This is a genomic window from Blautia sp. HCP3S3_H10_2, assembly GCF_052122375.1.
Classification (GTDB): domain Bacteria; phylum Bacillota; class Clostridia; order Lachnospirales; family Lachnospiraceae; genus Blautia_A.
This window is the reverse complement of record NZ_JBQKCL010000014.1, coordinates 59,085-75,580: the sequence shown is the minus strand read 5'-3', so window position 1 is coordinate 75,580 and position 16,496 is coordinate 59,085. Positions and strand designations below refer to the sequence as shown.

Below are 16,496 nucleotides of genomic sequence, written 5' to 3'. Positions count from 1 at the left end.
CCGGAAAACTTTTTGCGTGTGAGATTTCGCAGAATGGTCACAGTGTTTTTCAGGTTCATTTCAGGTTCGGCGTCTATAATTCCATACTGACGAAAAAATATTACAGGAAGGGAGGCTCAATCAGATGAATGCCAAGGAACACTATCGCCACGAATTGAAATATAGAATACATTACTGGCAGTATCTGCAGCTACGCAGCAGAATAGGGCAGGTTATGAGAGCTGATTCACATACGGGAGACGATGGAACCTACCAGATACGGAGTATTTATTTTGACAATATCCAGGACAAAGCACTTCGTGAGAAGGTTTATGGAGTTGCCAGAAGAGAAAAATTCAGAATCCGTTATTATAATGATAATTTCAAGAAAATTAAGCTGGAAAAGAAAATAAAAAATAACAATCTTTGCATGAAAGTAAGTGCCGGTATAACAGAAGAAGAGTGCAGAAAACTTCTTTTGGGGGAGCTGGAATGGATGAGAGGGCATGAGGAACCTCTTGTGAAGGAATTTTATGGAAAAATGAAGTTCCAGCAGCTGAAACCGCGTGTACTGGTTTCCTATATAAGAGAGCCCTATATTTATAAGGCGGGGAATGTGCGGATCACTTTTGACTGGAATGTACGGACAACGATGTATCATGGAAAATTTCTGGAAGAAAAAGTATATGATGTGGAAACCGGAAATAGTCTGAGTGAAATGATCATGGAAGTTAAATACGATGCTTTTCTGCCAGGAGTGATACAGGATATCATACAGTCCGAGGGAATCAGACAGGAGTCGTTTTCTAAATATGCTGCCTGTAGGATATATGGCTAGGCAAAAGTCCGGGCACAGCCTGATAGAGAGATAAGGAATAGAAAAGATAATGTATAAGATAATGTATAAGATGATAAGGGAGAATAACAATTATGACATTTAATGATATTTTTAAATCCAGTTTTCTGGAAAGTATAACAGAATTTTCAGTGACAGATACGCTGATCGCAATGGCGGCAGCTTTGGTCATAGGAATGTTTATCTTTGTAGTATATAAGAAAACTTTTAACAGCGTGATGTATTCCACAGGTTTTGCAATGACCCTTGTGGGGATGACAATGGTGACGACGCTTGTCATTCTGGCAGTAACATCCAATGTGGTACTGTCTCTTGGTATGGTTGGTGCTCTTTCTATTGTTCGCTTTCGTGCAGCAATCAAAGAGCCTATGGAAATCGTGTATTTGTTCTGGGCAGTGGCAGCCGGAATCGTGATCGGCGCCGGCATGCTGCCGCTGGCTGTGATCGGTTCCGCGATCATTGGAGTAATCCTGATTCTTTTTGCAAATAAAAAAGTTCACGAAAATCCTTATCTGCTGATTTTGAATTGTCAGGATGAAACAGCAGAACAGGCTGCTATTGCTCTTGTAAAGGATGCTGTAAAAAAATATGCGGTGAAATCCAAAACAGTAAACATTCAGGGAATTGAATTTACAGCGGAGATCCGTATGAAGGATGGAGAGACTGCATTTGTAAATCGCCTGAATGAGATCGTGGGTGTAGAGAATGCTACTTTGGTAAGCTATAATGGAGAATATATGTCATAAACAGTTGTAATATTTCGAAAATATGCGCTAATTACGGGAGCAAAAAAATGGGGCGTGTAGATTGCAGGAATGATTATTTACAGGATATAAGGAGGAATACTACATGATCACAAATAAATATATGACAAGAATCGCTTCTGTAATCATGGCTGTGGCAGTACTTGTATGCCTGGTGGCAACTGGATTTTCCAGACAGCTGCAGGCAGTTTATGGAAACAGTGCGGTGACAATGGAATATGAGGAAAAGCTGTTTGATACGGAACAGATCATGGATATTGATGTTCTCATGAATGAGAAAGAATGGAGTGAGATGCTGGAAAATGCTATTTCCGAGGAATATTATTCCTGTGATGTAGTAGTAAATGGCAAGACTTTTTATTCTGTAGGAATCCGGCCAAAAGGAAATACCAGTCTTTCCAGCATTGTCAATGATCCGGATACAGACCGTTACAGTTTTAAACTGGAATTTGACCATTATATAGAAGGACAGACCTGTTATGGATTGGATAAACTGATCCTTAATAATAATTATGCAGATGCTACGAATATGAAAGAAGCGGTTGTTTATGATATGTACCAGTACTTAGGGGTGGACGCTTCTTTATATAATTATGCGAAGATTTGTGTAAATGGGGAGTACTGGGGCGTATATCTGGCACTGGAGGCAGTGGAGGACAGTTTTATGCTCCGCAATTATGGTACAGAGGATGGAAACCTGTATAAACCGGAAAGCATGGGCGTTGGGGATGGCGCGGAAGCAGAGAAAATGGAAGCTGCTCATTCATTAGATGAAAATGCAAAGGGACAGCTACAAATGCCGGATTTCGAGAATACAGAGATTGCAGAGAATTCAGAGGATACAGTAGGTAAGAATGCAATAAATCCGGAGTCTGGGGAGAATCAGGAAAAAGATAATAAGGAAGGGCAAACTCTGCCGGATGGAGGAATGCCAGATGGAGAGCAGTTCCCAGCAAATGGGAAAATGCCAGATGGAGGGCAGTTCCCGGCAAATGGAGAAAGGCCAGACGCAAACCAGTTTCCGCAAAACGGGGAAGCCCCGGATACCGGGGATTTTCAGGGCAATGGTAGGAGAGCGATGGGGGATAATGGTGGTGCGGACCTGAATTATTCAGATGACAGCCTTGACAGTTATTCCACAATCTGGGATGGAGAGGTAAATGATTCCGGCAAGAAAGACCATAAGCGTGTGGTGGAAGCCCTGAAAAATATCAGTGAAGGCAATGAGCTGGAAACCTATATGGATGTGGATAATATTCTGAAATATATGGCTGTCCATACGTTTGTGGTAAATGACGACAGTCTCTCTGGTACGATGGCCCATAATTATTATCTGTATGAATATAATGGAAAACTGAATATTCTGCCATGGGATTATAATCTTTCCTTTGGAGAAATGTCTATGGGCGGTGGCATGGGAAAACAGTCCCAAGGGGCGACATCCGTGATTAATGATGCGATTGATACTCCTTTTTCCATTACAGATTTTTTTGATGCATTATTGGAGAACGAAGAATACCTGTCCCGATACCATGAATATCTTGATGAGCTTATGGAAAAATATGTAAATGGAGGGGAATTTGAGAAAACATACGAAAGGATTCGGAGTCAGATCAATGAGCTGGTAGAAGATGATCCCACTGCATTTTACAGCTATGAAGAGTATGATAAGGCTGCAAAGCTTCTTTGTGAGGTGGTAAATCTTCGGGCAGAAAGTGTAAGCGGCCAGTTGGACGGAACGATTCCATCTACAGATGAGGGTCAACAGAAGGACTCTTCCAGCCTGATTGATGGTTCTGATATTGATCTGAGTATAATGGGAACCTTTTCCGGTGGAGGGAAAGGAGAAAAATGAAGCTTTACAAAAAACTGACCCTGACGGTGTATAATACAGAAAAACGGAGTTGAAAAGCCATGGTGAATCCGTTATAATTTTCATATATAACTGCGTGAATGTAATGATTTTTCAGACAATTGTATTGCGAGGGGGATTTTCTATGACAAGGATGAAGAAGATTTGTTTATCCATTCTGGCGGCAGCAGCGTTAGCTTTTTCGGTTCAGGGAAATGTACAGGAGGCAGAGGCTTCCTGTAATACGTATCGTGTGAATGTGGCTACCGGTTATCTGGCTCTCCGGACAGATACGGCTTTTGACAGCAGTAATGAGCTGGGAGAGCTTTATACCGGAGATCTGGTTGAGGTTATGGACTATACAGGCGCTACCGGATACTGGTATGTGTATTCACCGAAGTATGATGCCTACGGTTATGTGAATAACGATTACCTGGATTCTGTTACATCCACAGTTTCTTCCTATAACAGTATGTGGACGGTAAGCGTGCCTTCCGGGTATCTGGCACTTCGGAGTGTTGCGATTGAGGAGGAATGTAACGAGATCGGAGAGCTTTATTCAGGAGATACCGTGTGGGTTTCTGACAGCAGTAATGGGAAATACTGGTATGTATATTCGCCGAAGCTGAACTGTTATGGATATGTGAACCAGGAATACCTTTACCAGAATGAGAGCATGGATGGAGACACCAGTTATTATGGTGAGACCAGATCAGTACGTGTATCCAAGGGATATCTGGCTTTGCGTAATATGAAGGCATACGATTCTTCCAATGAGATCGGGGAGCTCTATACCGGAGATGTGGTACAGCTTCTTGAGACAAGTGATCCCCAGTACTGGTATGTATATTCACCGAAATATGATCAGAATGGATTTGTGAATAAAGATTATCTGGTAGGAGCAACTTCTTATGAGACAATGAACGTACATGTATCCACAGGTTATCTGGCTCTCCGCTCTGCCATGAGTTATGACGAATCCAATGAGATCGGGGAGTTATATAATGGTGATACGGTAATGGTGATCGACGCAAGTGGATCGAAATACTGGTATGTATATTCACCAGGTCTTATGAAGTATGGATATGTGGATAACAGGTATCTGTATTAAAAGATAATGGATAAAGTTAAAAAGAAATAAAATGCAGCCTGGGCTTAGAAGCTTATTTGAAATGCGCTTCCAAACCTGGGCTGTTTTTGTGGAAAGGCGCATTCTTCTACATATTTGGTGTAGCTTGAATTTCAGTTATTTTTGCACATTTCCTTTATAAAAATTTCATATTTTCCCCGATTGAACAAAAAATATCACAATGCTATACTAAATATAATCGTTGAAAAGAGAGACAGGAGAGTGATAATTTGCAGGATACTACAGAGAATTATATCCATCTTGAAAAAGTGTCCAAGATTTATGGAACAAAAGAGGTGAAAATAGTCGCAGTAGATGAAATCAGTTTTAATATATCCAAGGGCGAATTTGCAGTGATCGTAGGCCCAAGTGGTGCGGGAAAGACTACCGTGTTGAATATTCTTGGGGGAATGGATACTGCAACAAGCGGACAGATCTGGGTGGACGGGAGAAATATAGCGAAATATAATAACCGCCAGCTTACCAGCTACCGCAGGGATGATATTGGATTTGTTTTCCAGTTTTATAATCTGGTTCCGAACCTGACCGCATTGGAGAATGTAGAGCTTGCAGGACAGATCTGTAAGAATCCAATGAACCCGAAGACGGTTCTGGAAGAAGTGGGACTAAAGGACAGACTGGGAAACTTTCCTGCACAGCTATCCGGCGGAGAACAGCAAAGGGTTTCGATTGCCAGAGCACTTGCCAAGAATCCTAAGATGCTTCTTTGTGATGAGCCTACGGGAGCCCTTGATTATCAGACTGGTAAGGCGATACTGAAGCTTTTGCAGGATATGTGCCGCCAGAAGGGGATGACAGTGGTGGTGATCACCCATAACTCTGCTTTGACGCCTATGGCAGACCGGGTGATCCGGATCAAAAATGGCAAGGTGGCACAGATGACCTTAAACGACCATCCGACTCCGGTAGAAAAAATTGAATGGTAGGTGAGAGATGAAAGCACTAAGAAAAGAATTCTGGATGGAGATCAGGAGAAGCAAATCCAGATTTATATCCATCCTTCTGATCGTAGCTCTTGGAGTGGCTTTCTTTTCCGGCATTCAGGCCTCCTCACCTGACATGCGTTACTCCGGAGATGCCTATTATGATGAAAGCAATCTGATGGATATCAAGATTGTGGGAACCCTGGGACTGACGGAAGAGGATGTTTCTTCTATAGAAGGGATTGATGGAATAGAGTCCGCTGAGGGAGCATGGTCTACCGATGTCATGTGTGGAGAGGGGCAGAAGCAGAAGGTTCTCCATATTGAGTCCTTGAATGATACTGTGAACAAGCTGGATGTCCAGGAAGGGCGCCTTCCGCAAAAAAGTGGGGAGATCTTTCTGGATGGGACATTTGCTTCTGCGAATGAGTATCAGATCGGGGATAAGGTGACATTGCGTGAGGGAGAAGATTCCTCCCTTCTGATGAATTATGAATATACAGTGGTAGGAACTGGAAGAAGTCCCCTTTATATTTCGTTTAACAGAGGAAATACCACCCTTGGTACTGGTGAAGTCAATGGCTTTGGCTATGTACTTCCGGAAGATTTTGACCAGGAGATTTACACACAGATTTATGTGACGGTTCACGGTGCGAAAGAGCTTACCAGTTATACAGATGGTTATGAAAATCTGATCGCGAAGATTAAGGACCGGGTGGAGGGCATAGCAGATGAACGCTGTCAGATTCGTCTTGCTGCTGTAAAAGCAGATGCCCAGGAAGAAATCGATGATGCAAAGAAGAAGCTGGAGGATGGAAAAAAGGAAGCCGAGGATAAGCTTGCTGATGCGAAGGAGGAGCTTGACCAGGGAGAAAAAGACCTGAAGGATGGCCAAAAGGAGTATGAAGACGGCAGAACCAAGCTCACTGATGCCAAAAAAGAGCTTACAGATGGAAAAAACCAGCTGGAAGATGCAAAAACCCAGTTAGCCGATGGAAAAACCCAGCTTGCTGATGCGAAGAATCAGCTGTCTTCCAGCAAAGAGGAGCTTGACAGCGCCAGAAGCCAGCTGGATGATGGCTGGAGCCAGGTAAATGCTGCAAAGTCAGAACTGGAAAATGGGCAGCAGCAATTGGCAAAGGCACAGGACGAGGTGGACAGTGGGCTTGCCGAAATCAATGCCAGTCAGAAAACATTAGATGAGAATAAAGAAAAGCTCACATCTGCAAAAGCCCAGGTAACAGCAGGTGAGGAGCAGCTTGCAGCCGCAAAAAAAACACTGGAGGAGAAGCAGAGCCAGCTTGATGAATCAAAAGCAGAAATTACAGCCGGGCAGCAGCAACTTAACAGTACCAGAGACCAGCTGAACCAGCAGAAACAGCAGATTACAGAGGGACTTTCCCAGGTGGAAGCAGGAGAGGCACAGCTGCAGGCGGGGATGAATAGCCTGGAAAGTGCCAAAAGCCAGCTTAGCCAGCTTCAGATCCAGCTGGAAGGGCTTCGTGGACAGTATAATGAAGCACTTGAAAACCCGGAAGCCTCCCAGGAAGAATTGGAAAGTCTCTCCGGACAGATCCAGGAGCTGGAGGGGCAGGAGAGCGTTCTTGACCAGCAGATCCAGGAAAATGAGGCCCAGCTCGAAGAACAGAGACAGCAGCTGGCCGACAGCAGAAGTGAGCTGGAGACCAGCCTTGCAGCTGTGGAAGGTGGATTGTCCCAGCTTTTGGGAAAGGAAGATGAGTTAAATGCGGCCATAAGCCAGATTGCAGAGGGACAGGCACAGATAGATGCAGGATGGGATGAGATTGCGAAACAGGAGAATTCTCTTGCAGCCGCCAAAGCAGAAATTGAAAAGGGAGAGCAGGAGCTTGCAGCCGGGCAGAAGAAACTGGATGCTGCAAAGAAGAAACTAAACAAGGCACAGAAAGAAATCAATTCCAACGCCAAGTCTCTTGCCAAGGGGCAGGCTCAGCTGGACGCCAATGAGTCAAAACTACGGGAAAGTGAGCAGCAGTATGCTTCCGGTCTGGCCCAATACCAGTCCGGGGCCCGGCAGATTGCAGATAATGAGGCGAAACTTGTTTCCGGAGAGCAGGAAATCTATGAAAATGAACAGAAGCTGAAAGACGGAGAGCAGGAAATCGCGGATAATGAGAAAAAGCTTGCAGATGCTGCAGAAGATCTGAAAAAAGGTGAGAAGGATCTGACAGATGGCAAAAAGAAATACGAAGATTCCAGGAAAGAAGCGGAAGATGAAATCCATGAAAATGAACAGAAGCTGAAAGATGCAGAGAAGGAACTGGATGATCTGGAAGTTCCAGAATGGATGGTCACAGACAGGGAGGATCTTCCGGAATATACAGATTACGGCGACAATGCAGACCGTCTCCGGAACATCGGGCAGATTTTTCCTGTGATCTTTTTCCTGGTAGCTGCCCTTATCAGTCTTACTACAATGACCCGTATGGTAGAGGAGCAGAGGACTCAGATCGGTACCCTGAAAGCACTTGGTTATAAGAAGAAATCCATTGCAGGCAAATACATCTGCTATGCATTTTTTGCAACAGTTCTTGGAAGTATTCTTGGAATGCTTATCGGGGAGAAAATCATTCCATATATTATTATAACCGCTTATGGGATTATGTATCATAATGCTTCAGGCAGCCTTTCCATTGATTACCAGCTAAGCTTTGCCCTGATCGCATCCGGTGCATCCATTGTCTGTACCGTTGGTGCCACGCTTTTTGCCTGCGGAAAAGAGCTTCAGGAGACTCCGGCATCACTTATGCGGCCCCCTGCCCCAAAAGAAGGCAAGCGTGTGCTGCTTGAGCGGATCACGATTATATGGAAGCATTTAAGCTTTTCCTGGAAATCAACCATCCGGAATCTGTTCCGCTATAAGAAACGGCTTGTAATGACCGTATTTGGAATTGCAGGAAGTATGGGACTTATGCTGGTTGGCTTTGGAATCCAGGACTCCGTCAGTGATATTGCGACGATTCAGTATCGGGACCTTCAGCATTATGAAGGAATGATCATTGAAGACGGAGATGCCACAGAGGAAGCGAAAAAAGAGCTTCTGGATTTTGTGAAAAACAATGACAAGATCGCGCACAGCGAACAGATACAGCTGATGAAGATCAGTGCCCCAAAGGGCGGTTCCAATATCAGTATTTATCTGTTTGTGCCGGAAAGCCTGGAGGAATTTGCCAAGGATGTTACTCTTCAGAACCGTGTTACAAAGGAGAAGTATCAGCTTAGTGATGACGGGTCTGCAATTTCGGAGAAAACAGCCAGTCTGCTTGGCCTTAAGGTGGGGGATTTTATTACCCTGGAAAAAGCAGACAAGGAATATTCCGTAAAAGTAGCTGTGATTACCGAGAATTATATGAGCCATTATCTTTATATGACGCCGGCTGTGTATGAGCAGACATTTGGGGAAAAGCCGGATTATGAGGACATTGTCTTTACCATGAAAGAGGAATATAAGGGAGATCTGGAAAGCGTTGGAACGGATATCCTTACATATCCGGGAGCACTTAGTATCAGTTATACAAGCAGCCTTTCCGGGCAGATCGACCGTATGTTAAGTACCCTGGATGTGGTAATCCTGGTGCTGATCGTTTCAGCAGGAATGCTTGCTTTTGTGGTCCTGTACAATTTGAATAATATTAATATCACAGAGCGTCAGAGGGAGCTTGCTACCCTGAAAGTCCTGGGCTTTTACGATGGTGAGGTTTCCCAGTATGTGCTCCGGGAAAATGTGATCCTGACAGTGCTTGGAATCGCATTTGGAGCGGTGTTTGGAATTCTTCTGCACAGGTATGTGATCACCACTGTGGAGGTGGATGCGGTTATGTTTGGAAGGAATATCAAGCCGTTAAGCTTTCTTTACAGCGGAATACTGACCTGTGTGTTCTCTGTTGTGGTAAACTTAGTGATGCATTTTAAGCTGAAGACCATTGATATGGTGGAGTCTTTGAAGAGTGTGGAATAAGTGTAGTTGTGAAATTTTTAATTCTGCTTGACAAGCTGGAAAATTGCAATTATAGTTATACCCATAAAAGAAGCAGCTTAGAGTCTGTTTGAGAAATTATTCCTGTTCAAACATACTTTAGCCGCAGAGAAAGGCATTGAAGAAGAGGAGTAAGCGCATGTTCTCCCAGAGAGAAATGTCCGTAGTGGAATCCCTGAGTGAGATTCAGACCATAGCTGAAGCGGGGCTGAGTACGCAGCGGAGGGTTCTGGCTTGTGGTGGAAGACATTTCGTGATTTGCATTCGCTGAAGGTAGCTTCGGAGCCGGGGAACTGAACAGGCAGATAGCAGCAGAACAGCCGGATTTTAACAGCGTTTATAAGTTGTGGTTCTGGCAGTTTACGGATATCCTGCAGTAGGTTTTCACGCAATTCCAGCGTTACAGGAAAAGAGATATGTGTACCATTTGTACACATAATGAAGGTGGTACCGCGTTAATTTCGCCCTTCACACATATTTGTGTGAGGGGCTTGTTTTTTAGGAGGAAAATCATGAGCAAAGAACTTGCAAAGACCTACGATCCTAAGGGAATCGAGGAACGTCTTTACCAGAAATGGATGGACAACGGATATTTTCATGCAAAAGTAAACCCGGATAAGAAACCATTTACCATTGTTATGCCGCCGCCAAACGTAACCGGTCAGCTGCATATGGGACATGCACTTGATGAGACCATGCAGGATATTCTGATCCGTTTCAAGAGAATGCAGGGATACGAAGCACTGTGGCAGCCGGGAACCGACCATGCAGCTATCGCTACAGAGGTTAAGGTTACGGAGAAGCTGAAAAAAGAGGGCATTGATAAGGCTGAAATCGGCCGTGAGAAATTCCTGGAATATGCCTGGGAGTGGAAAGAAGAGTACGGCGGAAAGATCATTAACCAGCTGAAGAAGCTTGGAGCTTCTGCTGACTGGGAGAGAGAACGTTTCACAATGGATGAGGGCTGCTCTAAGGCTGTACAGGAGGTTTTCATCAAATTATATGAAAAAGGCTACATCTACAAGGGGTCCCGTATCATCAACTGGTGTCCGGTATGCCAGACTTCCATTTCTGATGCAGAGGTTGAGCATGAGGATCAGGATGGCTTCTTCTGGCACATCAACTATCCAGTTGTAGGAGAAGAAGGAAAATTCGTGGAAATTGCCACAACACGTCCGGAGACACTTCTTGGCGATACTGCTGTTGCAGTAAACCCGGATGATGAGCGATACAAAGACATTGTTGGCAAAATGCTGAAGCTTCCACTTACCGACAGAGAGATTCCGGTAATCGCAGATGAGTATGTTGACAAGGAATTTGGTACTGGCTGTGTGAAGATTACACCGGCTCATGACCCTAACGACTTCGAGGTTGGAAAGAGACACAACCTTCCGGAAATCAACATTATGAATGATGATGCTACCATCAATGAGCTTGGCGGGAAATACGCAGGTATGGACCGTTATGAGGCAAGAAAAGCCATGGTAGAGGATCTCGACAAGCTTGGACTTCTGGTAAAAGTAGTTCCTCACAATCACAGTGTTGGAACACATGACCGCTGCCATGCTACAGTAGAGCCAATGATCAAGCCGCAGTGGTTTGTAAAAATGGATGAGATGGCAAAGGCTGCCATCAAGACTCTTGAGGACGGAGATCTGAAATTCGTTCCGGAGCGTTTTGACAAGACCTATCTTCACTGGCTGGAGAATATCCGTGACTGGTGTATCTCCCGTCAGCTGTGGTGGGGACATAGAATCCCGGCTTATTACTGTGACGAGTGCGGCGAGACAGTTGTTGCAAGGGAAATGCCTGAAAAATGCCCGAAATGCGGATGTACCCATCTTCACCAGGATGAGGATACCCTGGATACCTGGTTCAGTTCAGCACTTTGGCCGTTCTCCACACTTGGATGGCCGGATAAGACACCGGAGCTGGAATATTTCTATCCTACAGATGTGCTGGTAACCGGATATGATATAATTTTCTTCTGGGTTATCCGTATGGTATTCTCTGCTCTTGAGCAGACTGGCGAGACACCGTTCCATCATGTACTGATCCATGGTCTTGTAAGAGATTCCCAGGGCCGCAAGATGAGTAAATCTCTTGGAAATGGTATTGATCCACTTGAAGTAATTGATAAATATGGTGCAGACGCGCTTCGTCTGACCCTGATGACTGGAAATGCACCTGGAAATGATATGCGTTTCTACTGGGAGCGTGTAGAATCCAGCCGTAACTTTGCGAACAAGATCTGGAATGCTTCCCGTTTCGTTCTTATGAATCTGGAAGGCAAGACTGTGACAGAGCCTGAGATCGCATCTCTTTGTGCTGAGGACAAATGGATCCTTTCCAGACTGAATAACGTGATTAAAGAAGTAACAGACAATATGGAAAAATATGAGCTGGGTATTGCAGTCCAGAAAATCTATGATTTCCTTTGGGATGAACTTTGTGACTGGTACATTGAGATTGCCAAGGTACGTCTGTGGAAAGCAGAGGAAGATCCAAAGGCTGCCAATGAGGCTCTTTGGACACTTCGCACAGCTCTGACCCAGGGCCTGAAGCTTCTTCATCCGTTTATGCCATTTATCACAGAAGAAATTTACTGCACACTTCTTCCGGAAGAAGAGTCCATTATGATCTCTGACTGGCCGGTTTATAAAGAAGAGTGGAACTCCCCTGAAGCAGAGCTTGCAATCGGAAGCTTCCAGGAAGTGGTACGCGGCATCCGTAATACCAGAACCAGCATGAATGTTCCACAGAACCGCAAAACCCATCTGATCATTGTCGGAAAAGATGCTGATATCTGTCAGATGTATGAGAACAGTAAGAAATCCTTTGTAAATCTTGCATTTGCAAAAGAAATCCATGTACAGCAGGATAAGACAGGAATCGGCGAGGATGCAGTTTCCGTTGTTGTTTCTAATGCAGTGGTTTACATGCCTCTTGAAGACCTTGTTGACAAGGAAAAAGAGCTTGAAAGACTGACTAAGGAGCAGGAAAGACTGACCAAGGAAATTGCCCGCTGTGAGGGTATGCTGAACAATCCGAACTTTGTGAACAAGGCTCCGGCCGCAAAGGTTGAGGCAGAGAAGGAGAAGCTTGCGAAGTACAAAGAGATGAAAGAAAAAGTTGGCACACAGCTTGAGCAGCTTAAGAAATAAAAGGAGAAATTGAATGAAGCTGAGCAAATTTTGCAACAAGATTTCTCTGATTCTCCAGGCACTTTGGTGCGCAGTCCTCTATTTTATCATAGAGGCACTGTGCCGCCACTCTGTGGTGGAGGCATGGGACTACATGACGGGAAAGCCGTTGGTATTTGCTTATAATACTGCGTTTATTTTTACCACAATGCTGATCGTATATCTGTTTCACAGAAGGTTCTTCTGGCGGACGGTGGTTTCTGTTTTCTGGCTGTTTCTGGGAATCGTTAACTGCATTCTTCTGATGAACCGTGTAACCCCATTTACAGGACCGGATCTGCATATGCTGACAGATGGTATTGCGATCATGCAGAAATATCTTCCTTTTTACGGGGTTGTGATTGGATGCATTCTGATCGGCCTGGTGCTTCTGGGGCTTTTGATTGTGTTTATAAAGGGACCAAAGTATCAGCAGAAAATCAAGTATCGCTATGTGATTCCCCTTGTTATCGTCGGCTTTGTGGCTTTTGGAGGAGTAACACAGCTTGCCCTTGAAAAAAGGGTTTTGTCTAACTATTTCGGGAATATTGCATTTGCCTATGAGGATTATGGATATCCGTATTGTCTGGCAACTACTATTTTTAATACAGGTATCAGCCAGCCGAGGGATTATTCAGAAGAAGAGATCCAGCGGATCGAGAAAACCGAGGACAATCTTCCGGAAACAAAGGAAGATGGAAAAAGACCCAATATTCTGTTCTTACAGCTGGAGTCTTTCTTTGATCCCACACTGGTAAACTATCTGAATATTTCCGAGGATCCTATTCCAAATTTCCGGAAGCTGATGGAAGAGTATTCTTCTGGTTATTATAAAGTACCTTCAGTTGGGGCAGGTACTGCAAATACAGAGTTTGAGACCATTACAGGAATGAGCCTCCACTATTTCGGACCTGGTGAATATCCATACAAGAGTATTCTGAAGGAGACAACCTGTGAAAGCGTACCGTATGTTTTGAAAAATCTGGGATACTCTACTCATGCAGTACATAACAATGAGGCGAATTTCTACGGCAGACGGTCTGTTTTTCCAAATCTTGGATTTGACACCTTTACTTCTGAAGAATATATGGAAAAAGAGAACCTGCAGAATCCTCTTGGCTGGGTGAAAGACAGTGTTCTGACAGACGAGATCCTTAAGTGTCTGGATTCTACAGAAGGACCTGATTATGTGTATACGATTTCCGTGCAGGGACATGGAGATTATCCAAGTGAGCCGATTCTGGACAATCCTGAAATTACCGTGTCAGGGTCTCCTACAGAGGAACAGGATTGTAAATGGGAATATTACGTGAACCAGATTCATGAGATGGATCAGTTTGTAAAAGAGCTTACAGATGCACTGGCAGAGTATCCGGAGGATGTGATCCTGGTTATGTATGGGGATCATTTGCCAACCATGGGACTTACTGTGGAGGACCTTAAGAATAAGTATCTTTTCCAGACCGAATATGTGATCTGGGATAATATGGGACTTACCAAGAAGGATGAGAATCTGGCTTCTTACCAGGTTGCGGCAGAAGTTCTGGACCGGGTCGGAATCCATGAAGGTACGATCATGAAGTACCATCAGGCGAGAAGAAATACCAAGAATTATCAGGTGGATCTGGAGACGCTGCAGTATGATGTTCTCTATGGAAAACGTTATGCTTATGGCGGGGAAAATCCTTTTGAACGGGTAAAAATGCGGATGGGTCTTTATGATGTGACCCTGGATTCCATCCGGTTAGTGTCAGATTCGGACTGGACTTATTATATTCAGGGAACGAATTTTACACCGTCCAGTCAGGTGAAATTGAATGGCGAGTGGTACGATACCGCGTATGTAAGTCCTACTATGCTGGTAATCTCAGGAACTGAGCTGTCAGATTTTGACAGGCTGGCGGTTGTACAACGAAGCAACAGTTCTACAAGGAAGGCGCTTAGCAAGAGTTTCGACAGATCTGTTTATGCATTGTATGACAGTAAGTGGAAAGTACCGGAAGCTTGATAAAAAACGAAGAAGGGAGAGGACGAAACTGCTCCATGGGAGCGAAGAAAGTGTCCTCTCCTTTCTTTCACGTTTATATGTATATTTTTGAACCAGCAGAAAGCTTTGGAATCTGCGAGAAATTGCGGGGCTTCTGTCCACGGGCTGCATCGTGCGAGGTTTGTCGGATAAAAAGTTACGATTAGGGGTGGACTTCTGGTGTGACTATTATATAATGATAGAGTAATTGATTTGAAGGATTGTGGGAGCAGCGTAGCTGCAGAACAATCCGTGTTATTGAGTTTTTATACAATAAGATAAATGGTGGTTGAGATTATGAATTACGAGGAAGCTGTTGCTTATATTGAGGAGACACCTAAGTTTACGAAGAAAAATAGCCTGGAGCACACGAAGGAATGCCTGAGAAGGCTTGGAAATCCACAGAAGAAGTTCCGGGTGATACATGTTGCAGGAACCAATGGGAAAGGCAGTACCTGTGCATTTCTCACTTCGATTCTGAGAGAAGCAGGATATTCCTGCGGATTGTTTACATCTCCTCATCTGGTGAAGATTAATGAGAGATTTCAGATCAATGAAGTTAATATTGATGATGAGACATTTCTGAAGGCTTTTGAAAAGGTGAAGGCACTGTCAGATGAGCTTGTGGCAGAGGGAAGTTATCATCCCACTTATTTTGAAATGCTGTTTCTTATGGGAATGGTGATCTTCGCCGAGGCAGGCGTGGATTATGTTACTTTAGAGACAGGACTTGGGGGAAGACTGGATGCGACCACTGCAGTGGAGAATCCGGTAGCTTGTGTGATCACTTCCATCAGCCTGGATCACATGCAGTTTCTTGGAAATACAGTGCGGGAGATCGCAGGAGAGAAGGCAGGAATCATTGTTCCTGGAGTTCCGGTGATCTTTGATGGAAATGATAAAGATGCAGCTGATGTGATCGAGGCGAAGGCAAAAGAGCTTGACAGCCCTGCCTTTAAAGTGGTTCAGGACAAGGCGAAAGTGCTGGGAAACAATAGAGATGGCATTGATTTTTCCCTGGAAGATGAATACTATGGAGATACGAAATTCCATATTCCCTTTATCGCATGGTATCAGGTGATGAATGCGTCTCTGGCACTGACTGCGATGGAAGTACTGAAGGGGCAGATCCCGGTCAGCATAGAACAGATACAGGCAGGAATTAAGAATACCAGATGGCAGGGAAGAATGGAGACTATTCTGCCAGGTGTGATCGTAGATGGGGCACATAATGAGGATGGTGTGCGCAGGTTTGTGGAGACAGCAGAGCGTTTCCAGCAGGAGTGTCCGTTGACACTTTTGTTTTCAGCGGTAAATGACAAGGATTATCAGGACATGATCCATACGATCTGCAGCAGGATCCGTTTCCGGAAGGTGGTAACCACTAAAGTGGGAGGGTATCGTGAGGTTCCATCAGCCGAACTGGCTGGAATTTTTGAAAAAGAGGGCTGTCAGGCTGTGGAAAATTCTGATAATATTGAAGAGGCATTTCATATGGCATATGAGGCAAAGGGAGAAAACGGAATGCTGTTTTGTGTAGGTTCCCTTTACCTGGTAGGTGAGATCAAAACGCTTTTGGAGGATATATATGATTGATTACGAAGAGGAACTGAAGAAATTTGAGCCTTGTCTGGATGTGACAGATGCAGAAGAGGCTATTTACGATAGGGAACTAACGGATATTCTGGATATTCTTCAGGAAATGCTGAGAGAGTCCAAGAGTGGACGCAGGATGAAATAGAATAGGAG

At 44.4% G+C, this 16,496-nt stretch carries 10 protein-coding genes; all 10 read left to right on the top strand.

The features are described 5' to 3' along the window. The first annotated feature begins 124 nt into the window (after positions 1-124). Complete coding sequence (locus ACTQWB_RS14625; protein WP_441502180.1) at positions 125-817, top strand: polyphosphate polymerase domain-containing protein; 693 nt, start codon at positions 125-127, stop codon at positions 815-817. A 92-nt stretch (positions 818-909) separates the two neighbouring features. Next, the gene (locus ACTQWB_RS14620) at positions 910-1,581 is read left to right on the top strand and encodes a DUF4956 domain-containing protein (protein WP_441502179.1); all 672 of its coding nucleotides are present in this window, start codon (positions 910-912) and stop codon (positions 1,579-1,581) included. 103 nt (positions 1,582-1,684) lie between these two features. Then, positions 1,685-3,454 (top strand): CotH kinase family protein, encoded by a 1,770-nt coding sequence (locus ACTQWB_RS14615; RefSeq protein WP_441502178.1) that lies wholly within the window; start codon positions 1,685-1,687, stop codon positions 3,452-3,454. A 142-nt stretch (positions 3,455-3,596) separates the two neighbouring features. Continuing rightward, positions 3,597-4,562, top strand: coding sequence for a hypothetical protein (locus tag ACTQWB_RS14610; RefSeq protein ID WP_441502177.1), 966 nt, complete (start codon positions 3,597-3,599; stop codon positions 4,560-4,562). A 248-nt stretch (positions 4,563-4,810) separates the two neighbouring features. Further along, the gene (locus ACTQWB_RS14605; protein ID WP_441502176.1) at positions 4,811-5,527 is read left to right on the top strand and encodes an ABC transporter ATP-binding protein; all 717 of its coding nucleotides are present in this window, start codon (positions 4,811-4,813) and stop codon (positions 5,525-5,527) included. Positions 5,528-5,534: 7 nt separating this feature from the next. After that, positions 5,535-9,521, top strand: a complete 3,987-nt coding sequence (locus ACTQWB_RS14600) for an FtsX-like permease family protein (protein WP_441502175.1) — start codon at positions 5,535-5,537, stop codon at positions 9,519-9,521. A gap of 530 nt (positions 9,522-10,051) precedes the next feature. Beyond that, positions 10,052-12,703, top strand: coding sequence for a valine--tRNA ligase (locus tag ACTQWB_RS14595; protein WP_441502174.1), 2,652 nt, complete (start codon positions 10,052-10,054; stop codon positions 12,701-12,703). A 13-nt stretch (positions 12,704-12,716) separates the two neighbouring features. Continuing rightward, the gene (locus ACTQWB_RS14590) at positions 12,717-14,729 is read left to right on the top strand and encodes an LTA synthase family protein (protein WP_441502173.1); all 2,013 of its coding nucleotides are present in this window, start codon (positions 12,717-12,719) and stop codon (positions 14,727-14,729) included. A gap of 315 nt (positions 14,730-15,044) precedes the next feature. Then, positions 15,045-16,343 (top strand): bifunctional folylpolyglutamate synthase/dihydrofolate synthase, encoded by a 1,299-nt coding sequence (locus tag ACTQWB_RS14585; protein ID WP_441502172.1) that lies wholly within the window; start codon positions 15,045-15,047, stop codon positions 16,341-16,343. Then, positions 16,336-16,488 (top strand): hypothetical protein, encoded by a 153-nt coding sequence (locus tag ACTQWB_RS14580; RefSeq protein ID WP_021925740.1) that lies wholly within the window; start codon positions 16,336-16,338, stop codon positions 16,486-16,488. Before ACTQWB_RS14585 ends, ACTQWB_RS14580 begins: the two co-directional genes overlap by 8 nt. Positions 16,489-16,496 lie beyond the last annotated feature (8 nt).